At 69.9% G+C, this 21,186-nt stretch carries 17 protein-coding genes and 1 pseudogene; 9 read left to right on the plus strand and 9 right to left on the minus strand.

The features are described 5' to 3' along the window. The coding region (locus ABD679_RS13115; RefSeq protein ID WP_344760445.1) for an ESPR-type extended signal peptide-containing protein at window positions 1-1,446 on the minus strand (1,446 nt) is incomplete at its 3' end. Window positions 1,447-1,470: 24 nt separating this feature from the next. Here ABD679_RS13115 and ABD679_RS13120 point away from each other — a divergent pair. Further along, a complete protein-coding gene (locus tag ABD679_RS13120; RefSeq protein WP_344760446.1) occupies window positions 1,471-1,725 on the plus strand; it encodes a hypothetical protein in 255 nt (84 codons plus the stop codon). 97 nt (window positions 1,726-1,822) lie between these two features. Here the strand turns inward: ABD679_RS13120 and purL are convergent, their stop codons facing one another. The 3 genes from purL to xerD form a co-directional block, all read right to left on the minus strand. Beyond that, window positions 1,823-5,788: a phosphoribosylformylglycinamidine synthase gene (gene purL, locus ABD679_RS13125; protein ID WP_344760447.1), complete on the minus strand. Its 3,966-nt coding sequence runs from the start codon at window positions 5,786-5,788 to the stop codon at window positions 1,823-1,825. 109 nt (window positions 5,789-5,897) lie between these two features. Continuing rightward, window positions 5,898-6,731 (minus strand): DsbC family protein, encoded by an 834-nt coding sequence (locus tag ABD679_RS13130; RefSeq protein ID WP_344760448.1) that lies wholly within the window; start codon window positions 6,729-6,731, stop codon window positions 5,898-5,900. 80 nt (window positions 6,732-6,811) lie between these two features. Next, window positions 6,812-7,759, minus strand: coding sequence for a site-specific tyrosine recombinase XerD (xerD, locus tag ABD679_RS13135; protein ID WP_344760449.1), 948 nt, complete (start codon window positions 7,757-7,759; stop codon window positions 6,812-6,814). A gap of 220 nt (window positions 7,760-7,979) precedes the next feature. On the opposite strand from xerD, the gene ABD679_RS13140 reads away from it, so the two are divergent. Next, window positions 7,980-8,459, plus strand: coding sequence for an RDD family protein (locus ABD679_RS13140; protein ID WP_344760450.1), 480 nt, complete (start codon window positions 7,980-7,982; stop codon window positions 8,457-8,459). Window positions 8,460-8,598: 139 nt separating this feature from the next. Here the strand turns inward: ABD679_RS13140 and lptG are convergent, their stop codons facing one another. Further along, complete coding sequence (gene lptG / locus ABD679_RS13145) at window positions 8,599-9,708, minus strand: LPS export ABC transporter permease LptG (protein WP_344760451.1); 1,110 nt, start codon at window positions 9,706-9,708, stop codon at window positions 8,599-8,601. After that, window positions 9,705-10,805, minus strand: coding sequence for an LPS export ABC transporter permease LptF (gene lptF, locus ABD679_RS13150; RefSeq protein WP_344760560.1), 1,101 nt, complete (start codon window positions 10,803-10,805; stop codon window positions 9,705-9,707). Before lptF ends, lptG begins: the two co-directional genes overlap by 4 nt. Before the next feature lie 238 nt (window positions 10,806-11,043). On the opposite strand from lptF, the gene ABD679_RS13155 reads away from it, so the two are divergent. The 3 genes from ABD679_RS13155 to ABD679_RS13165 all read left to right on the plus strand — a co-directional run bounded on the left by ABD679_RS13155 (window position 11,044) and on the right by ABD679_RS13165 (window position 16,042). Beyond that, window positions 11,044-12,549, plus strand: a complete 1,506-nt coding sequence (locus ABD679_RS13155; RefSeq protein WP_344760452.1) for a leucyl aminopeptidase — start codon at window positions 11,044-11,046, stop codon at window positions 12,547-12,549. A 38-nt stretch (window positions 12,550-12,587) separates the two neighbouring features. Beyond that, window positions 12,588-13,007, plus strand: coding sequence for a DNA polymerase III subunit chi (locus ABD679_RS13160; RefSeq protein ID WP_344760453.1), 420 nt, complete (start codon window positions 12,588-12,590; stop codon window positions 13,005-13,007). A 98-nt stretch (window positions 13,008-13,105) separates the two neighbouring features. Next, complete coding sequence (locus ABD679_RS13165; RefSeq protein WP_344760454.1) at window positions 13,106-16,042, plus strand: valine--tRNA ligase; 2,937 nt, start codon at window positions 13,106-13,108, stop codon at window positions 16,040-16,042. A gap of 149 nt (window positions 16,043-16,191) precedes the next feature. Here ABD679_RS13165 and rimI read toward each other — a convergent pair whose 3' ends face one another. Genes rimI through pssA form a run of 3 tightly spaced genes read right to left on the minus strand, consistent with a single transcriptional unit; the run spans window position 16,192 to window position 17,711 of the window. Further along, complete coding sequence (gene rimI, locus ABD679_RS13170) at window positions 16,192-16,677, minus strand: ribosomal protein S18-alanine N-acetyltransferase (RefSeq protein WP_344760455.1); 486 nt, start codon at window positions 16,675-16,677, stop codon at window positions 16,192-16,194. Window positions 16,678-16,689: 12 nt separating this feature from the next. Beyond that, window positions 16,690-16,938, minus strand: coding sequence for a hypothetical protein (locus tag ABD679_RS13175; RefSeq protein WP_344760456.1), 249 nt, complete (start codon window positions 16,936-16,938; stop codon window positions 16,690-16,692). Further along, entirely contained in the window at window positions 16,935-17,711 is a 777-nt protein-coding gene (gene pssA, locus ABD679_RS13180; protein ID WP_344760457.1) for a CDP-diacylglycerol--serine O-phosphatidyltransferase, read from the minus strand. Before pssA ends, ABD679_RS13175 begins: the two co-directional genes overlap by 4 nt. Window positions 17,712-17,845: 134 nt before the next feature. Between pssA and ABD679_RS13185 the strand changes: the two genes are divergently transcribed. The 4 genes and pseudogenes from ABD679_RS13185 to ABD679_RS13200 all read left to right on the plus strand — a co-directional run. Then, window positions 17,846-18,256, plus strand: a complete 411-nt coding sequence (locus tag ABD679_RS13185) for a DUF4124 domain-containing protein (protein ID WP_344760458.1) — start codon at window positions 17,846-17,848, stop codon at window positions 18,254-18,256. 30 nt (window positions 18,257-18,286) lie between these two features. Further along, the gene (locus tag ABD679_RS13190; protein ID WP_344760459.1) at window positions 18,287-18,562 is read left to right on the plus strand and encodes a DUF4124 domain-containing protein; all 276 of its coding nucleotides are present in this window, start codon (window positions 18,287-18,289) and stop codon (window positions 18,560-18,562) included. Window positions 18,563-18,789: 227 nt separating this feature from the next. Beyond that, complete coding sequence (locus ABD679_RS13195; RefSeq protein WP_344760561.1) at window positions 18,790-20,496, plus strand: proline--tRNA ligase; 1,707 nt, start codon at window positions 18,790-18,792, stop codon at window positions 20,494-20,496. Between the two features lie 231 nt (window positions 20,497-20,727). After that, window positions 20,728-21,087 (plus strand): annotated as a pseudogene (locus ABD679_RS13200) (H-NS histone family protein); the annotation flags it as partial. Between the last annotated feature and the right edge of the window lie 99 nt (window positions 21,088-21,186).

Below are 21,186 nucleotides of genomic sequence, written 5' to 3' on the forward strand. Positions count from 1 at the left end.
CACGTTCACCGCATCGGTGTCCTCGGTGCCCGCCGCCACGTTCGTGATCTGGCGCTCGCTGCCGACATCACCCACCGACACTGTATCGGCACGGTTGGCCACCGAATCCGCGCCCAGCGCCACCGCGTTGTCCGCACCCGACTGCACCCGGGCACCCGATCCCAGCGCTGTGCTGTTGTAGGCCTCCGCCTCCGCCAGCCAGCCCACCGCCGTCGTGTAGTCGTCGCTCGCGTACGAACCAGCGCCCAAGGCCGTCGCGCCGTAGCCCGAGGCCTCCGCCGACAGAATCCCGAACGCCGTACCACCCAACGCCACACTCTCTTCGCCTGAGGCGATGCTGTACTCGCCCACTGCCGTGCTGCTCGTGCCGCTCGCGTCCGCCACCAGGCCGACGGCGGTCGCGTAGTTCCCGCCGGCCGCGCTGCCGGCACCGTATGCCGACGCGCCCGCGCCGGAGGCGGTGGCCTCTGCACCCACCGCCGTCGCAACCTCGCCCGAGGCCGTGCTGTGGTAGCCCACGGCCGTCGACTCGATGCCGGACGCCCAGCTTTCCGCACCGGTCGCGGTGCTGGCATCGCCGGTCGCGTACGCGGCTGCGCCGGTCGCCGTGCTGGCGGCGCCCTGGGCCACGCTTTCGGCACCAGTGGCCGTGGAATAGTCGCCGGAAGCGGCTGCACCCGAACCCGAAGCCGTGGCGTTCTCGCCGCTGGCTTCGGCAGTCAAGTCACCGGTGGCCTGGAAATACTGCGCGGTTTCTTCCGCCGCCTCGGCCACCTCGCTGAGCTGGCCGACCGTGGCGGCGTCGCTGGCGGCGATGCCATCGCTGACGTTGGTGATGCGGCGCGTAACGGGGCCGAGGGCTCCCGACTCCGTACCCGCTCCGACAGAAATGACATTGGCTTCCGACGCTCGCGCGCCCAATCCGATCGCAACGCTTCCAGCAGCCGAAGGCGCCACGCGGCTGTTGAACCCGATAGCCACCGAGTCGATGCCATTGGCCTGCGCGCTGTGGCCAACCGCTGTTCCGCGATCGCCGAAAACTTGCGTGTTGGAACCCAATGCCGTTCCTCCGGCTTGGGTTGCCTGGGCATTGCTGCCAAGTGCGGTGGCGTTCGCCTGCTGCGCCCTGGCGTTGTTGCCAATGGCGGCGGCGCTGATATGCGTCGCCTGCGCGGCGTTGCCCAGCGCTATTGAACCAGCGCCACCTGCAACGGCGCCGTCCCCGCACGCCAGGGATCCGGTCTCTGCTGCCGTTGGAGGCGTCGTACCGTCACCGGACTGGTCGCACACATCCCCCGCCATCGCCGGCGCAGACGCGATCGCGCCCGCTACCATCACCGCCTGGAGCAGCCGCGCCCCCTTGCCCTTGCCCTTCGCCTTCGCCAGTTCCGATGCAACTACGACACCACGCTCGACACTCCAGATCTTGCGGTAAATGCGGTTCATTGACTCATTCCCCTACGGATTTTGATGGCGAAGATGACGCTGGCCACCCGGCGCTGCCGAGCGGCCAATCAAGGTGATGACAACTCCGAATTGTGGTCACCCGGCGCATCGCGCCCGGGCTCTTTGCTGCGGTGCAGGAAGAAGCTGAACTTTCGCCTAACCGCTGACTTCCTCCCCGATACTTACCGCTGGCATTTTGTGCGTCAAGTCACGCCGGAATCCCGGCAAAGCCGGCTCACGCCATTCTTTTTCGTTGTTTTTCAATTACTTGATATGTGAATGGATGGTGCCAAAATGTGTCACCTAAGCGCGATTCACGGCACAAAAAAGCCCGGCTCACGGCCGGGCTTGAGGGGTCTCGCCAACGAAAAAAGCGTCAGTCGACTGCCATCCGCGCATTCCGGAACATCCGCAACCACGGCGAATCCCCCGCCCACTCGCCCGGCGCCCAGCTGAGGTTGGCGGTGCGCAAGGTGCGCTCGGGGTGTGGCATGAGGATGGTCGCGCGGCCGTCGTCGCTGGACAGGCCGGCGATGGCGTCGGCCGAGCCGTTGGGGTTGGCCGGGTACGTGGTGGCCGGGCTGCCATCGCCCTGCACGTAGCGCAGCGCGGTGCGCGCGGCGGCCTGGTCGACGGCGCTGGCGAATTCGGCCCGGCCCTCGCCGTGGGCGATGGCGACGGGGATCCGCGAGCCGGCCATGCCGCGGAAGAACAGCGATGTCGATTCAACCACTTCCAGCATGCCGAAGCGGGCCTCGAACTGTTCGCTGCGGTTGCGCAGAAACTGCGGCCAGTGCTTGGCGCCGGGGATGATGGCCTTGAGCTGCGACATCATCTGGCAGCCGTTGCATACGCCCAGCGAGAAGGTGTCGCCGCGGGTGAAGAACGCTTCGAACATCGCGCGCAGCGCCTCGCGCTCGAGGATCGAGGTGGCCCAGCCGCGACCGGCGCCGAGCACGTCGCCGTAGCTGAAGCCACCGCAGGCGACCAGGCCTGCGAATGTCGACAGATCGGCACGGCCGGCGATCAGGTCGCTCATGTGCACGTCGACCGCCTCGAAGCCGCTGCGCACGAAGGCCGAGGCCATCTCGATCTGGCCGTTGACGCCCTGCTCGCGCAGGATCGCCACGCGCGGCGCGGCGCCGGTGTTGACCGACGGCGCGCCTGGCGCCGGCGTTGACGACATGAGCGGCGCAGCGACGTCCTCGGCCGGGTCGAACACCAGCTTCGGCTGCAGCCCCGGCGCATCGAAGCGGCGCGCGGCTTCGCGCTCCTCGTCGGCGCAGGCCGGATCGTCGCGCAGCTTCTGCATCGCGTGCGTCGTCGACCACCAGGCGTCGAACAGCGCCTCCCAGTGCCATTCGACCAGGGTCTTGCCGTCGTCGGTGATGCGGATCGAAGGCGCCGTACTCGGGCGCGCGATGCGCTGCGCGCATTCGATCAGGCCGTGCTGGGCGACCAGGTCGGCAAATTCGGCGCGGTGTTCGCCGCGGATCTGAACGATCGCGCCGAGCTCTTCGTTGAACAGCGTGCGGCAGACGTCGTCGGCGCGGTCGCCGCCCCAGCCTTCGAGCGAGATGTCGAGCCCGAGGTGCGAGCAGAAGGCCATCTCGCACAGCGCTGCGAAGGCGCCGCCGTCGGAGCGGTCGTGGTAGGCCAGCAGCAGGCCGGCCTTGCGGGCGTCGCGGATCAGGTCGAACAGGCGTCGCAGGCGCTGCGGGTCGTCCAGGTCCGGCGCGGCGCCGCCGAAGGCGTCGAAGCACTGCGACAGGATCGAGCCGCCAAGCCGCTGGCGCCCGGCGCCGAGGCCAAGCAGCCATATCTCCGTGTCGGGATCGCGCGAGAGCAGCGGCGTGAGCTGGTTGCGCACGTCGGGCACCGCGGCGAACGCGGTCACCACCAGCGAGACCGGCGACACCGACTTGTGCGCGGCGCCGTCGTCGTGCCACTGCGCCTGCATCGACAGCGAGTCCTTGCCTACCGGAATCGACAGGTCGATCTCCGGGCACAGTTCCATGCCCACCGCGCGCACCGCATCGAACAGGCGCGCGTCCTCGCCCGGGTGGCCGGCGGCGGCCATCCAGTTGGCGGACAGCTTGATCCGGTCGAGAGACTCCACCGGCGCAGCGCAGAGGTTGGTGATCGCCTCGCCCACGGCCATGCGCGCCGCGGCGGCCGAGTCGATCAGCGCGACGGGGGCGCGCTCGCCGATCGCCATCGCCTCGCCGGAGAACCCCTCGAAGCCGGCCAGCGTGATCGCGCAGTCGGCCACCGGCAGTTGCCACGGCCCGACCATCTGGTCGCGCGCAGTCAGCCCGCCGACGCTGCGGTCGCCGATGGTGACCAGGAAGCTCTTCGACGCCACCGTCGGATGCGCAAGCACGCGCAGGCCGGCCTCGTGCAGGTCGAGCGTATCGGTCGACAGCGACACCCAGCGCGAATGGCGCGGGCGGCGGGCGTCGCGATGCATCTTCGGCGGCTTGCCGAAGAGGACGTCCATCGGCAGGTCGATGGGCAGAGCGCGGGACCCGGCACCCGGGATCCGGGAATCGGGTCCGGCTCCAGCGCCGTGGCCCACCACCAGCCGCTCCTCCGCCGTGGCCGTACCGACCACCGCGAACGGGCAGCGCTCGCGCTCGCACAGCGCCGCGAATTCCGCCAGCTGCGACTGCGCCACGCCCAGCACGTAACGCTCCTGCGATTCGTTGCACCACAGCTGCAGGGGCGACAGCGAGGGGTCGTCGGTGGGCACCTTGTCGAGGTCGATCACGCCGCCCACGCCGGAGTCGTGCAGCAGCTCGGGAATCGCGTTCGACAGGCCGCCGGCGCCGACGTCGTGGCACCACAGGATCGGGTTGTCGTCGCCGAGCGCGACGCAGCGGTCAATCACTTCCTGGCAGCGGCGCTCCATTTCCGGGTTGTCGCGCTGCACGGAGGCGAAATCGAGGTCGGCGCTGCTTTCGCCCGACGCCACCGAGCTCGCCGCGCCGCCGCCCAGGCCGATCAGCATCGACGGGCCGCCGAGCACGATCACGGCGTCGCCTGGCGACAGCAGGGTCTTCTCCACCATCGCGCGGTCGATCGCGCCGAGGCCGCCGGCCAGCATGATCGGCTTGTCGTAGGCGCGCACGAGCGCCGGTTCGTCGCCGTGGCCCGGCTGTTCGAGCTCGAACGAGCGGAAGTAGCCCGACAGGTTCGGCCGGCCGAATTCGTTGTTGAACGCGGCCGCGCCGAGCGGGCCGTCGAGCATGATCTCCAGCGCCGGCGCCATGCGCGGGTTCAGCGCGCGCGGATGCTCCCACGGCTGCGGCAGCGTCGGGATGCGCAGGTGCGAGACCGAGAAGCCGCACAGCCCGGCCTTGGGCTTGCCGCCGCGGCCGGTCGCGCCCTCGTCGCGGATCTCGCCGCCGGCGCCGGTGGCCGCGCCCGCGAACGGCGAGATCGCGGTCGGATGGTTGTGGGTCTCGACCTTGATGCAGAACGCGCTGTCGCGCTCGGGTTCGGCGCGATAGGCGCGCGACTTCGGGTCGGGCCGGAAACGCCGTGCCGGGTAGCCCTCCACCACCGCGGCGTTGTCGCTGTAGGCCGACAGCGTGTACTGCGGCGTCCGCGCGTGGGTGTGCTTGATCATCTTGAACAGCGTCTGCGGCGCGTCGTCGCGCAGCATGTCCTGCCCGTCGATGGTCCACGAGGCGTTGAAGATCTTGTGCCGGCAGTGCTCGGAGTTGGCCTGCGCGAACATCATCAGCTCGACGTCGCTGGGCTCGCGGCCCAGTTCGCCGAAACGTTCACGCAGGTATTCGATCTCGTCCTGTGCAAGCGCCAGCCCGAGGCGTGCGTTGGCCTCTTCCAGTTGCGCCAGCGGAATGCGCTCCAGTTCGCTGCGCGCGGGTACGCCGAACAGCGCGACGGCCGCGTCGTGCGAGGCCAGCAGCGACTGCGTCATCGGATCATGCAGCAGGCCGGCGAGCGCATCGGCCGTCGCGGTGTCATCCGGCCAGCCGGCGAGGTCGATGCGCATGCCGCGCTCGACCCGGTGCACGTCGAGGTTCGCGCCATGCAGCAGTTCGGTCGCCTTGCTCGCCCACGGCGAGATCGTGCCCAGCCGCGGTGCGACGTAGCGCGAAACCGCGCCCTCTTCGCGCGGCGCGGCGGCATCGCCGGCCTGCAGGATGCGGTGCAGCGCCGGCCGGTCGACCGCCTGCGCATCGCCGGCGGGATCGATCCAGTAGACGTGCCAGGCACCCGTCACGCGGATTCCGGGCGACAGGGCCTGCAGGCGGGTTTCGAGGCGTTCGCGGCGGAACGGCGACAGGGCCGGCTGGCCCTCGAGGACGATCATGTCCGGAGGCTGTCGGGAGCTGCGGGGGGCGCCATTGTACCTGCCGCCGGCACCGTCACGGCGCCTGGCGAGCGCGGCATCGTTCCGCTGTCACGCCCCCGGACGCAGCTCAGCGGCTGCCGCTGGCCGCGGCGCTGCCGGTGGATTGCGCGGCCAGCTTGTCGAGCGCGGCGCGCAGGTCCTCCGGCGGCATGTAGCCGGGCATCGCGGTGCCGTCGGCGGCGACGATCAGCGGGGTGCCGGCCAGGCCGATGCGCTGGCCGACGTCGTATTCCATCGTCACCGGGTTCTTGCAGTTGCGGGTCGGCACCTTGCGGTCGTTCTTGGCATCGGTGAGCGCCTGCTTGCGGTCGCTGGCGCACCAGACGTTGACCATCTTCTGGAAGTCCGGGCTGCCCAGCCCCATGCGCGGGAACGCCAGGTACTGCACGGCGATCCCCTCGCGGTTGTAGTCGGCGATCTGCGAGTGCAGCTTGCGGCAGAAGCCGCATTCGACGTCGGTGAATACCGACACGGTGTACTTCGGGTTCTCCGGCGCGAACACGATGCGGTCGCTGACCGGGATCGTCTTGAGCAGTTCGCGGCGCAGCTTGGCCAGGCTGGCCTCGCTCAGGTCGCGCTTTGCGTCCATGTCGTACAGGCTGCCCTGCAGCATGTAGCGGCCGTCGTCGCTGACGTAGAGGGTCTGGCCGCCGACGATGGCCTCGCGGAAGCCCGCGATCGGCGCGGCGCCGATGTGGTCGATGCGGATTTGCTTGTTGAGCTTGCGGATCGCATCGCGGGCACGCTCGTCCGCCGAGCCGGGCGCGACCTTCGGCCCGCTGCCTGCCGCGGCCTGCTGCGAGGCCGGCCCGGGATCGGCGGCCGCGGCCGGGGGGCTGTCGGTCTGGGCGCAGGCGCTCAGGCTGAAGGCGCCGAGCAAGGCGAGGAGATAGGGCTTCATGCGGGTGTCCGGGACGTGGTGCGAATGGCCGCATTGTCGCATGCGTCCCGACTTCCCCGCCCGGGCCGGGCGCGGCCCGTTCAGGCGCGCGGATGGTGCCGGGCGTGCATCTGCTTGAGGTGTTCGCGCGCGACCAGGGTGTAGATCTGGGTGGTCGACAGCGAGCTGTGCCCGAGCAGCATCTGCAGCGCGCGCAGGTCGGCGCCGTGGTTGAGCAGGTGGGTGGCGAAGCTGTGGCGCAGGCCGTGCGGGCTGATCCTGTCCGGGTCGATGCCGGCGGCGGCGGCATGGCGCTTGACCAGGGTCCAGAACTGCTGCCGGCTCGGCGGCTCGCCGCGGGTGCCCAGGAACAGCGCCGGCAGGCTGCGCTTGCCGGCCAGTTGCGGGCGGGACTCGGCGAGGTAGCGTTCCAGCCAGTGCTGCGACTCCTCGCCCAGCGGCACCAGCCGCTCCTTGCTGCCCTTGCCGGTCACGCGCAGCACGCCCTGGCGCAGGTTGACGGCGGTGGCTGGAAGGCCGACCAGCTCGCTCACGCGCAGGCCGGCGGCGTACATCAGCTCCAGCATCGCGCGGTCGCGCAGGCCCAGCGGCGTGGCGACGTCAGGCGCGTCCAGCAGTGCGTCGATCTGCCCCTCGGCCAGCGCCTTGGGCAGCGAGCGCGGCAGCTTCGGCGGCTCCAGCAGCGCGGTGGGGTCGTCCGCGCGCAGCCGCAGCCGGACGCAGTGGGCAAAGAACGCCCGCAGCGCCGAGAGCAGCCGCGCGTTGCTGCGCGGCGACCAGCCGTGGCGCGTGCGCCACGCCAGATAGTCGAACAGCGCCGCGCGATCGGCGGCGACCAGCCCGCCGCCGGCGCCGTTGCGCCAGCGCGCGAAGCCTTCGAGGTCGCGGCGGTAGCTGTCCAGCGACTGCCGGGCCAGGCCGCTCTCGGCCCAGATCGCATCGATGAAGGACGCGATGGCGCGGGCGTCGGCCTCCGGCGTGGGCGGCAGGGCCAGGGTCAGGGCGCGGCGATCGGCGGGAGTGGGCATGGACGCAGCGGGTCGGGGGCGAGCTTGCCGTGAAGCGTAACGCGGCAAGTCCGGATGGTCCCTCGCCGGCTCGCATCAATCATGGGAGCGACGGAAATCGCGAATGGCCGTGCCGGTAGGGCTTTCGCGACTTCCGTCGCTCCTGCGAGGTCAATATCTCGAAGCCGCTCCGGCAAGGAGCGCGGGTCTTCGAAGCAGGCGGGCCGGTATCCTGTCGCGCATGCCAGCCTCCGCTCCCGAAGCCCCCGCCCCCGCCCTGCCGCGCCCGTTGATCGGCTGGCGCCTGCTGGCCCTGTTCTATGACCTGTGGCCGGCGCTGGCGCTGTGGATGCTTGCGTCGCTGTGCTTCACCCTGGGCTACACGATCGCCGGCCACCACGATCCACACGAGAACATCGCGCCACTCAGCGTGCTGCAGTGGGCGCTGTGGGCCACGTGCTGGCTGCTTGCCGGGCTGTACGCGGTGATCAGCTGGCGCCGCGGCGGGCAGACGCTGGGCATGCGGCCGTGGCGGCTGCGGGTGGTCGGCGCGGACGGGCGCCCGCCCTCCTGGCAGGCGCTGTGCGCGCGCTACGCGGTAGGCACGCTGTCGCTGCTGGCCGCGGGGCTGGGGTTCTGGTGGGCGTGGATCGACCGCGACCGGCTGGCCTGGCACGACCGCGCCAGCGGGACGCGGATGGTGCGGAACCCGAAACCATAGCCCCGGCCTGCGACCAATCATCCAAAATATCGCGGCTGCCATCCTTGGCGTCACATTGCCGGCTTCGGATCGCCCTGCCCGGCCATCCATGGCCGGGCGTTCGCCCGCGCGCGAGGCAATGCCTCGCAAACGCGCGGACTCACCCGCTCCTGCGCCGGAACAGCCACGCCGACACCGCCAGCATCACCAGCGGCGGCATCAGGTAGGCGATCCGGTAGTCGAAGCGGTACACGCTGGCGAGCTTCACGAACTGCATCTGTAGCAGCCAGAAGCCCAGCGCGAAGATGATGCCGATGAACAGCCGCTTGCCCGCACCGCCGCTGCGCAGGGTGCCGAAGGCGAACGGGATCGCGGCCAGGCACAGCGCCAGCACGTTGAGTGGGTAGAACCAGCGGCCCCAGTAGTGCTCCTCGAACTCGCTGGCGTCCAGGCCGTTGCGCTTGCGGTACTCGATGCCGGCGCCGAGGTCACGCGCGGACATGTAGCGCGGGCGCCACAGGTTGCTGGCGCTGGCGGCCAGCGCCGCGGCGTCGAGCTGCGAGGTCCAGTGCTCCTCGGCCACGTCGGTCCGGGTGACGGCGTTGTCCTCGAAATAGGTGCGCTTGACCCCGCGCAGCAGCCAGCCGCTGCTGCGGTGCTCGGCGGTGGCCGCGCGCGCGATCGACGCCAGCCGGCCGTCGTCGTCGAACTCGAACAGGCGCACGTCGTCCAGCTCCAGCCAGGTGTCCTTGCCGTCCGCGTGCTCGCGGCCGTTCTGCGCGTTGAGGAAGGTGTCGCCCTCGCGCGCCCACAGACCCGAATACTGGGCCACGGTCATGTCGTTGGACTTGGCCGAGGCCTTCAGCGCGTCGGCGCTGTGCTGGCCCCACGGCCCCAGCGTCTCGCCGCTGAGCACCATCAGCGCGGTCAGCACCAGCAGCGGCGCGGCCACCGACACGCTCAGCCGGCGCCGCGACAGGCCCACGGCGCGCAGCGCGGTCAACTCGGAGCTGGCGGCCAGCTGGCCCAGCGCCATCAGCGCGCCGATCACGGCCACCGTCGGGAACATGGTGTAGGCGCGGCGTGGCAGCGTGTAGACGAGGTAGGTCAGCGCCTCGAGGAAGCCGTAGTTGCCTTTGCCGACATCGCTGAATTCGCCGACCATGGCGTTGATCGCGTCCAGCCCCACCAGCACCGCCCAGGTCAGCAACACGGTCATCACCACGGTGCGGCTGACGTACTGGTCGTGGATTTTCGGGAACGGCGTCATCGTGCGCCCTCCATTGCCGGCCGCGCCCGCCTTGCACGGCGCATGCGGCCGTCATGCAGGTAGGCCCACAGCGCGAATGCCAGCAGCGGCAGCACCAGCCACCACAGCCCGGCGGCTTCCGGCAGCTTGCCCTTGGCCAGCCAGTTGGTGCCGATGTACATCGTGTTCATGCCCACCAGATAGGCGAGGAAGCCCAGCATCACCCGTCCGTAGCGCGTCTGGCGCGGCGAACTGCGGCCCAGCGGCACCGCCAGCAGGGCGAAGGCCAGTGCCAGCAGCGGCGGCGCCAGCCGGTAGTGCAGCTGCGCGTTCGCCTCCGGGCGCGGATCACCGAACAGGGCGGCGGTCGACAGGCGGTCGGGATCGTCATCGTCCGACTTCTCGGCCGCGTCGGGCAGCCGCAGGTCGTTGCTGGCGTAGCGCATCAGGCGGTAGTCGCGGCCGTCGCCCAGCGGGCCTTCGACCTCGAAGCCCTGGCCCAGCGTCAGGTAGCGCTCCTCGCCCTCGACGTTGAGCTGGCCGGTGCGCGCGGTGGTGACGTCGAGGCGGTCGTCCTTCTGCCGGTAGACGAAGATCCGCGACAGGTGGGTGCCGTCGTTGGACATCGAGCCGACGTAGACCACGCCCCCGCCGCCAGGCAGTTCGATGAAGCGCCCCGGTTCCAGCCCGGCCACCAGCAGGCTGCGGTTGCCGGCCTCGACCATCTTCTGCGAGTAGTCGCGCGCCCACGGGCCCAGCCACAGCGAGCACAGCCCGATCACCGCCACCACCGGCAGCACCAGCATCAGCACCGGCCGCAGCAGGCGCCGCGGGCCCACGCCGATGGCGGTCAGCACCGCCATCTCCGAATCGCGGTACAGGCGCCCGACCGACAGCAGCAGGCCCAGCATCAGCCCCAGCGGCAGGATCAGCGGCAGGTAGTTGAGCAGCTGCAGGCCCAGCTGGGCCAGCATCATCCCGGCCGGCACCCGGCCGCGGGCGATGTCGCCGAGCACGTCGGCGAACACGCCGCCCAGGCTCACGATCAGCAGCACCACCAGGGTGGCGAACGTGGCCTGCGCGAACTCGCGGAACAGGTAGGCGTCGAGCTTTTTCAGCATCAGGCGGGGCTTGCCATTAGAATTGAGGGTCCGGTCGCGCCATCATCGGCCGCGGTCCCGGCGGCGTCCCGCGCGCTGCGGGCGGCCAATTGTAAGGAACACCCCACGGGACCTGTGAGGATTCGTTCATGCACGGCATGGACGCGTCCGGAACCACCCGTCCATGCGCAGTCCACGCCGCCAGGCGCGCGGCCATTGCCTGCACCATTCGCTCCACGGAGACACAAGAAACCCCATGACCCTCGAATTCGCCCTGAACCAGTCCGCCCCCGCCACCGCCGAGACCGATTGCGTCGTCGTCGGCGTCTTCGCCGACAAGTCGCTCACGCCGGCCGGCCAGGCCATCGACGCAGCCGCCGATGGCCGCCTGAAGGCGCTGGTCGAGCGCGGCGACGTGTCCGGCAAGACCGGCCGCACCGCCCTGCTGCACGACCTGCCCGGCGTGAAGGCGCCGCGGGTGCTGGCCATCGGCCTGGGCGAGAAGGCCAAGTTCGCGGTGCCGCAGTACCTCAAGGCCGTGGGCGACGCGGCGCGCGCGCTCAAGGGCGGTGCGGGCGCCGGCGCGCTGTTCACCCTGTCCGAACTCGAGGTCCCCGGCCGCGACCGCGCCTGGAACATCCGCCAGGCCGTGATCACCGCCAACCACGCCAGCTACCGCTACACGGCCACGCTGGGCGAGAAGAACAAGGCCAAGACCGACGACAGCGGCCTGAAGTCGCTGGCCATCGCCGGCGACGACGCCACCGCGCTGGCGCAGGGCATCGCGGTCGCCGAGGGCGTCGAGTTCGCGCGCAACCTGGGCAACCTGCCGGCCAACATCTGCAACCCGGCCTACATCGCCGAGCAGGCGCGCAAGTTCGCCGCCGACAACGGCGCCGAGTCCGAGATCCTCGACGAGAAGCAAATGGAAGCGCTCGGCATGGGCTCGCTGCTGGCGGTCGCGCGCGGCTCGGCCAACCGTCCGCACCTCGTGGTGCTGAAATGGAATGGCGGCGGCGACGCCAAGCCGTTCGCCCTGGTCGGCAAGGGCATCACCTTCGACACCGGCGGCGTCAACCTCAAGACCCAGGGCGGCATCGAGGAGATGAAGTACGACATGTGCGGTGGCGCCACCGTCATCGGCACTTTCGTCGCGGCGGTGAAGATGAAGCTGCCGATCAACCTGGTCGTGGTGGTGCCGGCGGTCGAGAACGCGATCGACGGCAATGCCTATCGCCCGTCCGACGTGATCACCTCGATGTCCGGCAAGACCATCGAGGTCGGCAACACCGACGCCGAGGGCCGCCTGATCCTGTGCGACGCGCTGACCTACGTGCAGAAGTACGAGCCGCAGGCGACCGTCGACGTCGCCACGCTCACCGGCGCGTGCATGGTCGCGCTAGGCCGCTACGCCTCGGGCCTGATGACCAAGCACGACGACCTCGGCAACGAACTGCTGGCCGCCGGCGAGACCGTCTTCGACCGCGCCTGGCGCCTGCCGCTGTGGGACGAATACCAAGGCATGCTCGATTCCACCTTCGCCGACGTCTACAACATCGGCGGCCGCTGGGCGGGCGCGATCACCGCCGGCTGCTTCCTGTCGCGCTTCACCGAAGGCCAGCGCTGGGCGCACCTGGACGTGGCCGGCACCGCCAGCGACGAGGGCAAGCGCGGCATGGCCACCGGCCGCCCGGTGGGGCTGCTGAGCCAGTGGCTGCTGGACAGGGCCGGGAATCGGGAATCGGGAATCGGGAATCGGTAAAAGCCGAATCCTGCCCTTACGATCTCCCCTCCTCGCCCATGCGCGCCGACTTCTACCTGATCGCCAAGCCGCGGTTCCGCGAGGAGCCGCTGCGACTGGTGTGCGAGCTGGCGCGCAAGGCGCACGACGCCGGGCTGTGGACGCTGGTGCTGGCGCGTGACGCGGACCAGGCGGAGGCGCTGGACGGCCTGCTGTGGGACATGGGCGACGACGCCTACATCCCGCACCAGGTCGCCGGCGACGACGAGGACGACGTCACGCCCGTGCTGATCGCCCCGCCCGAAATCGACGCGCCGCTGCGCCCGCTGGTGATCAACCTGCGCGACGCGGCGGTGGAAGGCGACTTCGAGCGCGTGCTGGAAGTCGTGCCCGCCGACGACTCCGCGCGTGGCCCGCTGCGCGAGCGCTGGAAGCAGTACAAGGCGCGGGGCCTGGAAGTGAACAAACACGACATGTGAAAAAGCCGGGATTGGGGATTGGGGATCCGGGACATCGATCCACCATCGCCGCTCCGCTTTTTCGAACCACCAACCCCGATCCACGAATCCCGGCTGCCATGACCCTCTCCACCGGCTACGACCCCAAGACCTTCGAAACCCGCCTCTACGCGCAGTGGGAATCCAGCGGCGTGTTCGCACCGCAGGGCGACGGGCCGGCATACACGATCCTGCTGCCGCCGCCGAACGTCACCGGCACCCTGCACATGGGCCACGCGTTCCAGCACACGCTGATGGACGCGCTGGTGCGCTACCACCGCATGCGCGGCTTCCGCACGCTGTGGCAGATGGGCAGCGACCACGCCGGCATCGCCACCGAGATGGTGGTCGGCCGCAACCTGGCGCTCGAGGGCAATGGCGAGACGCGCGATTCGCTGGGCCGCGAGAAATTCATCGACAAGGTCTGGGAGTGGAAGCAGCACTCCGGCGGCACCATCGAACGCCAGATGCGGCGCCTGGGCGCCAGCGGCGACTGGTCGCGCAGCGTGTTCACCATGGACCCGATGGCGTCCAACGCCGTCGTCGAAGCCTTCGTGCGCCTGCACGAACAGGGGCTGGTCTACCGCGGCAAACGGCTGGTGAACTGGGACCCGGTGCTGAAGACCGCGATCTCCGACCTGGAGGTCGAGAACCGCGAGGTGCCCGGCCACATGTGGCACTTCAAGTACCCGCTGGCCGGCGGCGAGACCTACGAGTACATCGAGCGCGACGCCGACGGCCACGTCACCCTGCGCGAGACCCGCGACTACATCGCCATCGCCACCACGCGCCCGGAAACGATGCTCGGCGACGGCGCGGTGGCGGTGCATCCCTCTGACGCGCGCTACGCGCCGATCGTCGGCAAGCTGTGCGAGATCCCGGTCGGGCCGAAACAGCACCGGCGCCAGATCCCGATCATCGCCGACGAGCATCCGGATCCGGACTTCGGCTCGGGTGCGGTCAAGATCACCGGCGCGCACGACTTCAACGATTACCAGGTCGCGCGCCGCCACGGCATCCCGCTGTACGCGCTGATGGACGACTCGGCGCACATGCGCACCGACGGCCTGTCGTACGAGGACAGCGCGGCCATCGCCGGCCGCGCGGCGCGCGGCGAGGACGTCGGCGACGTATCGGCGGTGAACCTGGTCCCCGGCGACCTGCGCGGACTGGACCGCTACGAGGCCCGCAAGCGGGTCGTCGAGGCGATCACCGCCGAAGGCCTGGCCGTCACCGACGCCGAAGGCGCACCAGTGGTCGACAACAAGCCGATCATGCAGCCCTTCGGTGACCGCAGCGGCCAGGTGATCGAACCGTTCCTGACCGACCAGTGGTTCGTGCAGATGGACGGCCTGGCCAAACGCGGGCTCGAACTGGTCGAGTCGGGGGAAGTGAAATTCGTCCCGCCCAACTGGATCAACACCTACCGCCACTGGCTGGAGAACATCCAGGACTGGACCATCAGCCGCCAGCTCTGGTGGGGTCACCGCATCCCGGCGTGGTTCGACGAGTCCGGCAAGGTCTACGTCGGCCGCAGCGAGGCCGAAGTGCGCGAAAAGCACGGCCTCGGCGATGCGCCGCTGCGCCAGGACCCGGATGTGCTGGAGACCTGGTTCTCCTCGGCGATGTTCCCGTTCAGCACCCAGGGCTGGCCGGACGAGGACGCGATGGGCGAGCTCGGCTTCGACATCGCGCTGCCCACCAGCGTGCTGGTCACCGGCTTCGACATCATCTTCTTCTGGGTCGCGCGGATGATCATGATGACCGACCACCTGGTCGGCCGGGTGCCGTTCCGCGACGTCTACATCACCGGCCTGGTGCGCGATTCGCACGGGCAGAAGATGTCCAAGTCCAAGGGCAACGTGCTCGATCCGCTGGACATCATCGACGGCATCAGTGCGGACGACCTGGTCGCCAAGCGCACCACCGGCCTGATGAAGCCGCAGGACGCGCCGCGGATCGAAAAGGCCACGCGCAAGGAATTCCCGTCCGGCATCAACGCCCACGGCGCCGACGCGCTGCGCTTCACCATGGCCGCGCTGGCCGGCCCGGGCCGCGACATCAAGTTCGACCTGGCGCGCGCCGAGGGCTACAAGAACTTCTGCAACAAGCTGTGGAACGCCACCCGCTTCGTGCTGATGAACATCGGCGACGACGCGCGCTTCGACGGCATACCGCAGCCGAAGACCGATGCCGAGCAGTGGATCCTGTCGCAGCTCGACCGCACCTGCACCGAGGCGGCCGCGCACTTCGCCAGCTACCGCTTCGACCTGCTTGCGCACGTGCTGTACGAGTTCGCCTGGAACCAGTTCTGCGACTGGTTCGTGGAGCTGGCCAAGCCGGCGCTGAACGGCGATGACGCCCAAGCCGCGGATTCGACCCGCCACACCCTGCTGTACGTCCTCGACGCGCTGCTGCGCATGCTGCATCCGCTGGCGCCGTTCGTGACCGAGGAGCTGTGGCAGGCGGTGGCGCCGAAGCTGGGCAAGTCCGGCAGCATCATGGTCCAGCCCTACCCGCAGGCCGGCGACATCGACGCCGCCGCCTACGCGCGCGCCGATGCCGACATCGAGTGGCTCAAGGCGATGGTCAGCGCCGTGCGCCGGATCCGCAGCGAGCTGGGCGTGTCGCCGTCGAAGCAGGTCGCGCTGCTGGTCCGGGGCGGCCGCGCCGACGACGCCGCGCGCATCGCCCGCCTCGACGCGCAGCTGCGCTTCCTGTGCCGGCTCGATCGCATCGAAACGCTGGCCGGCGAGCCGCCGGCAGCCGCACCCGCCGTGGTTGGCGACCTGCAGCTGTTCGTGCCGCTGGAGGGACTGGTCGACCTGGATGCCGAGCGCGCGCGCCTGGACAAGGAGCTGGCCAAGGTCGCCGCGGAGAAGGGCAAGAGCGAGGCCAAGCTGGCGAAGTTCGGCGGCAACGTGCCGGCGGCGGTGGTCGAGCAGGAGCGGCAGCGGCTGGCGGACTGGAGCGCGAAGCTGGAGGCGCTGGCGGCGCAGCGGGCGCGGCTGGACTGACGGCACCCGCCCTGCCGCGGGGCACCTGTGGCAGCAACTGTGGGAGCGGCCATGGCCGCGATTGCCCTTGACCTTTGGGCACCCCGGGTAAAAGCATCGCGGCCATGGCCGCTCCCACAAGGCTTTCGCGCAGATCGTGGCTTCGCGGATTACGGATCCAGCAGCTCCCTGGCCATCACGATCGCGTCCTCGCGCCCGACCTGCGCCGGGTAGTAGCGGGGGCGGCGGCCGATTTCGTTGAAGCCTTCGTCCTCGTACAGCGTGATCGCGTGCGGGTTCGACGGCCGCACTTCGAGGAATACCCGCCGCGCGCCGTGGCCATGTGCGAACTTCAGCAGCGCGCGCAACAGGCGCCGGCCGAGGCCCTGGCCGTGTTCGTCCGGGTCGATGCACAGGTTGAGGACATGCGCCTCGTCGGCCGCCACGCTGAGCACGCCGTAGCCGAGGATGCGACCACCCTCCTGCAGGATCCATGCCGGATAGTCGGCACGCAGGCAGTCGCGGAAGATACCGTGCGTCCACGGGAACGGGTACGCGCGATGCTCGATCGACATCACCTCGTCGAGGTCGTCCTCGCGCATCGGCCGCAGGCGGCCCCTGGCGGAGCCCGCACGGTCGGAAGCGATCGCACTCATGCCCGTGCGGCGTCAGCCGGGACGCGCCGCCCGCAGCGCGCGCAACCGCGGCCACAGCGCACGCTTGGCGGACGGGTCGTGCAGGCGCTCGACCGGCATCCACTCGCGGCACAGCGCGGCGGCGTCCGGGGCGTCGGCGTCACGCCCGGCCGCGCGCAGCAGCGCGTGCAGCAGCGGTTCGTCCGGCACCTGCCCGATGGCGCGGTACACCGGGTGGCCGAGCGCATCGAGCACCTCGCGCTGGAGCGGGTCCCAGGTCACGATGCAGCCCCGCCCGCGTCGCCGCCGACGGCGTTGCCACGACGCCTGAACCACATGACCGGCCCCGAGAGCGCATACAGCACGCCGGCGGCCAGCAGCGTCTTGGGCGGGTCGATGACCAGCGCGATGATCACCGCCACCGCGATCAGCAGGGCGAAGAACGGCACCTTCTCCGGCCCCCGCCCGCCCTTGAAGCTGTTGTAGCGCAGCCCGCTGACCATCAGCAGGCCGCTCAACACCGTCACCGCGAGCGCGCCGTAGCGCATCTCGTCGCCGCTCCAGTCCAGGTCGTGGAAGGTCCACACGAAGCTGGCCATCAACCCGGCCGCGGCCGGACTGGCCAGGCCGATGAACCAGCGCTTGTCGACTTTGGCCACCTGGCTGTTGAAGCGCGCCAGCCGCAGCGCCGCGCATGCCGCGTACAGGAACGCTGCCAGCCAGCCCACCTTGCCCAGCGTGCTGCCGTCCAGCTTCAGTGACACCAGTGCCCAGTGGTACATCACCAGCGCCGGCGCCATGCCGAAGCTGACCAGGTCGGCCAGCGAGTCGTACTGCACCCCGAATTCGGTCTGGGTGTTGGTCATCCGCGCCACGCGGCCGTCGAGGCCGTCGAGGATCGACGCAATGAAGATCGCCACGCACGCGGCCTCGAAGCGGCCCTGCGAGGCGGCGATGATCGCGAAGAAACCCGCGAACAGGCCGCCGGTGGTGAACAGATTGGGCAGCAGGTAGATGCCGCGGCCGCGCGGGCGTTGCAGGGGCTGGTCGTCCATGGCGGCGAGTGTATCCGCCCCGGCAGCGGTGCGTCAGACCGTCGGATGGTCACGATTCGGCGCCGCGCGGCTTGCACCGGCGCGCCGGCGGTGCTGCAATCGCCGGGATCATCGCTCCCCCGCAGGAAGCCCGCATGCCTCGCAACGCCTCCCAGATCCTGTTCGGCCTGTCCCTCCTGCTGGCCATGGCCGCCGCGTCGGCCGGCGAGCTGTACCAGTGGAAGGACGCCAACGGCGTCACCCACTACTCGCAGACCCCGCCGGCCAGCGGCCAATACACCGAACGCACCGAAAGCGGCCGCGACGTCGCCCGCTCGCCCGCCGAGGCCGAGGCGAAGGCCGACAAGCCGGCCGAATCGCCGCAGTGCACCACTGCCCGCGCCAACATCGCCCTGCTCGAAAGCGAATCGCCGGTGCAGCAGGACTCCGATGGCGACGGCCAGCCCGACAAGACCCTGGACGACACCGAGCGTGCCAACCAGCTCGAACTGGCACGCGCGCTGCTCAAGGCCAACTGCGCCGACGGCGCGACGGCCGCGAACTAGCCCTGCGGCCATGACATCCCGGGGCGCCTGATGCGACTGCGCTGGGCGCTGCTGCTGGGACTGGCGGGCGGCGTGGCGCTGGCCTGGTGGCTGTCGCGCGACACCCCCGAACTGGCGCAGGCCAAACAGGTCCGCGCCGAACAGGCCGCCGCGGCCGACTTCGAGGATTCCCGCCCGGTGCTGTACCGCTGGCGCGACGACAATGGCAACCTGCACGTCACCGACACCGCGCCCAGGGGGCGCAGGTACGAACGCATCCCGATCGAGCCCGACGTGGCGATCGAAGTCCACGGCGACCGCCGCTAGGCAACCCGGCTTCTCCAGCCTGGTGGGAGCGGCCATGGCCGCGATGCTTCGCGGGCATCCCCATCGCGGCCATGGCCGCTCCCACAAGGTCTCCCCGCGGCAATCGCCGGCCATTTACCGGTTTCTCCCCGCACATCACCCAAATGCGGGACGCCTGAATCCGCGCTCCCGGCCCTGCTGCACTGCCGCATGGCAGAATGCCCGATCCCTCCCGGACCGCCACGCCCATGCGCCTGTCGCAATTCCACCTGCACACCGAAAAGGAAACCCCCGCCGAGGCCGAGCTCGCCAGCCACAAGCTGATGCTCAAGGCCGGCATGCTGCGCAAGCTCGCCGCCGGGCTGTACACCTGGTCGCCGCTGGGCCTGCGCGTGCTGCGCAAGGTCGAGGCGGTCGTGCGCGAGGAAATGGACCGCGCCGGCGCGCTCGAACTGCTGATGCCGACCGTCCAGCCGAAGGAGCTGTGGGAAGAAACCGGCCGCTGGCAGAAGTTCGGCCCGCAGCTGCTGAAGATGCACGACCGCAAGGAAGCCGAGTACTGCTACGCGCCGACCGCGGAGGAAGTCATCACCGACTACGCCCGCAACGAGCTGTCGAGCTATAAGCAGCTGCCGCTGAACTTCTACCAGGTGCAGACCAAGTTCCGCGACGAGATCCGCCCGCGCTTCGGGGTGATGCGTTCGCGCGAGTTCCTGATGAAGGACGCCTACTCGTTCGACCTCGATGCCGACGGCATGCAGCGCTCCTACGAGGCCATGCATGCGGCCTACGTGCGCATCTTCACCCGCCTGGGCCTGCGCTTCCGCGCGGTGCAGGCCGACAGCGGCGCGATCGGCGGCGATGCCTCGCAGGAATTCCACGTCCTCGCCGACTCCGGCGAGGACGCACTGGCCGTCTCCGGCGGCTCGGACTACGCGGCCAACGTCGAGGCCGCCGTCGCGGCGGCGCCCGGCCCGCGCCCGGCCGCGGCCGAAGCGATGCGCAAGGTCGACACGCCGACGCAGAAGACCTGCGAGGACGTCGCCGCGCTGATGGGCATCGACCTGCAGCGCACGGCCAAGTCGATCGCGCTGGTCGGCGTGGATGCCGAGGGCAACGACCAGTTCGTGCTCGCGCTGGTGCGCGGCGACCACGAGGCCAACGCGATCAAGCTCGCCAAGGTCGAAGGCCTGGCCGACTACCGCATGGCCTCCGAGGCCGAGATCCTCGAGCACCTCGGCAGCGAGCCGGGTTTCCTCGGCCCGGTCGGCGCGAAGAAGCCGGTCCGCGTGCTCGCCGACCGCGAGGTCGCGGCCATGGCCGACTTCGTCGTCGGCGCCAACGAACCCGGTTACCACTTGGCCGGCGTCAACTGGGGCCGCGACCTGCCCGAGCCCGACGTCGTCGCCGACATCCGCAGCGTGGTCGAAGGCGACCGCGCCGAGGACGGCGGTGAATTGCGCATCGTGCGCGGCATCGAGGTCGGCCATGTCTTCCAGCTCGGCGACAAATATGCCCAGGCCATGGGCTGCACCGTCCTCGACGAACAGGGCAAGCCGCGGGTGCTGAAGATGGGCTGCTACGGCATCGGCATCTCGCGCATCGTCGCCGCGGCGATCGAGCAGAACCACGATGACAACGGCATCCTCTGGCCCGACGCGATGGCGCCCTGGCGGGTGGCGGTGTGCGTGATCAATCCCAAGCGCGACGAGGCCGTGGCCGCCGCCGCCGAAGCGCTGTACCGCGAGCTGTGCGATGCCGGCATCGAGACCGTGCTCGACGACCGCGGCCTGCGCCCCGGGCAGATGTTCGCCGACATCGAACTGATCGGCATCCCGCACCGGGTGGTGGTGTCCGGTCGCGGCCTGGAAGCCGGCACCTTCGAATATCGCGCCCGCACCTCGGCCGAACCGGAAAACCTCGACCGCGAGGCGCTGCTCGCGCGCCTGCGCTGACACGCGCCTCCACCCTCCCCTCCAACCGGGAGGGTGGAGGGGTTTCGCACCCCTGCCCTGCTCAATATGCAGGGAGAAAACATCCTCCGAAGCTGCCCGGAAATCCCGGCTCTTGCGGTATTCCACGAACCCGTGCCCTGGCCGGGGTTTGGGATAATCGTGCAATTGCGATTATCATCGCGAAACTGCCATGGAATGGCTTCATCCCCCGAAGATAATCCGGAGATATTGATGGCAATCGATCTGAACGGCCTGTCGGCCAAAGAACTGGACTCCCTGATCAACAAGGCCAAGGCCCGCAAGACCACGCTCAAGAAGCGCAAGCCCATCACCACCGTGCGCAGCAAGCTGCGCCAGCTGGCCGAGGCCGAGGGCTACACGGTCGAGGAACTGTTCGGTGGCCGCGCCGCCAAGGCGGCCGCGAAGCCGCGCAAGGTCGCCAAGAAGGGCCGCAAGCTGGGCAAGGTGGCGCCGAAGTACCGCAACCCGGCCAACCCGAAGGAAACCTGGACCGGCCGCGGCAAGCAGCCGCGCTGGATGGCGGCGCTGACCAAGAAGGGCAAGAAGGTCGAGGATTTCCTGATCAAGAAGTGATCGGAATCAAAAGCCAGACGACAGGCACGCCGGCGAAAGCCGGCGTTCCTGTTTCAGGGAATCAGGCTGTTGCAGGAGCGGCTTCAGCCGCGAGCT

The organism is Luteimonas lutimaris (genome assembly GCF_039537065.1).
Lineage (GTDB): Bacteria > Pseudomonadota > Gammaproteobacteria > Xanthomonadales > Xanthomonadaceae > Luteimonas > Luteimonas lutimaris.

What these genes read in the sequence shown, in the direction of transcription:
- ABD679_RS13120 (WP_344760446.1), top strand. Translation starts at nt 1,471, where the DNA reads ATGGCGAAGATGACGCTGGCCACCCGGCGCTGCCGAGCGGCCAATCAA.
- purL (WP_344760447.1), bottom strand. Translation starts at nt 5,788, where the DNA reads ATGATCGTCCTCGAGGGCCAGCCGGCCCTGTCGCCGTTCCGCCGCGAA.
- ABD679_RS13130 (WP_344760448.1), bottom strand. Translation starts at nt 6,731, where the DNA reads ATGAAGCCCTATCTCCTCGCCTTGCTCGGCGCCTTCAGCCTGAGCGCC.
- xerD (WP_344760449.1), bottom strand. Translation starts at nt 7,759, where the DNA reads ATGCCCACTCCCGCCGATCGCCGCGCCCTGACCCTGGCCCTGCCGCCC.
- ABD679_RS13140 (WP_344760450.1), top strand. Translation starts at nt 7,980, where the DNA reads ATGCCAGCCTCCGCTCCCGAAGCCCCCGCCCCCGCCCTGCCGCGCCCG.
- lptG (WP_344760451.1), bottom strand. Translation starts at nt 9,708, where the DNA reads ATGACGCCGTTCCCGAAAATCCACGACCAGTACGTCAGCCGCACCGTG.
- ABD679_RS13155 (WP_344760452.1), top strand. Translation starts at nt 11,044, where the DNA reads ATGACCCTCGAATTCGCCCTGAACCAGTCCGCCCCCGCCACCGCCGAG.
- ABD679_RS13160 (WP_344760453.1), top strand. Translation starts at nt 12,588, where the DNA reads ATGCGCGCCGACTTCTACCTGATCGCCAAGCCGCGGTTCCGCGAGGAG.
- ABD679_RS13165 (WP_344760454.1), top strand. Translation starts at nt 13,106, where the DNA reads ATGACCCTCTCCACCGGCTACGACCCCAAGACCTTCGAAACCCGCCTC.
- rimI (WP_344760455.1), bottom strand. Translation starts at nt 16,677, where the DNA reads ATGAGTGCGATCGCTTCCGACCGTGCGGGCTCCGCCAGGGGCCGCCTG.
- pssA (WP_344760457.1), bottom strand. Translation starts at nt 17,711, where the DNA reads ATGGACGACCAGCCCCTGCAACGCCCGCGCGGCCGCGGCATCTACCTG.
- ABD679_RS13185 (WP_344760458.1), top strand. Translation starts at nt 17,846, where the DNA reads ATGCCTCGCAACGCCTCCCAGATCCTGTTCGGCCTGTCCCTCCTGCTG.
- ABD679_RS13190 (WP_344760459.1), top strand. Translation starts at nt 18,287, where the DNA reads ATGCGACTGCGCTGGGCGCTGCTGCTGGGACTGGCGGGCGGCGTGGCG.
- ABD679_RS13195 (WP_344760561.1), top strand. Translation starts at nt 18,790, where the DNA reads ATGCGCCTGTCGCAATTCCACCTGCACACCGAAAAGGAAACCCCCGCC.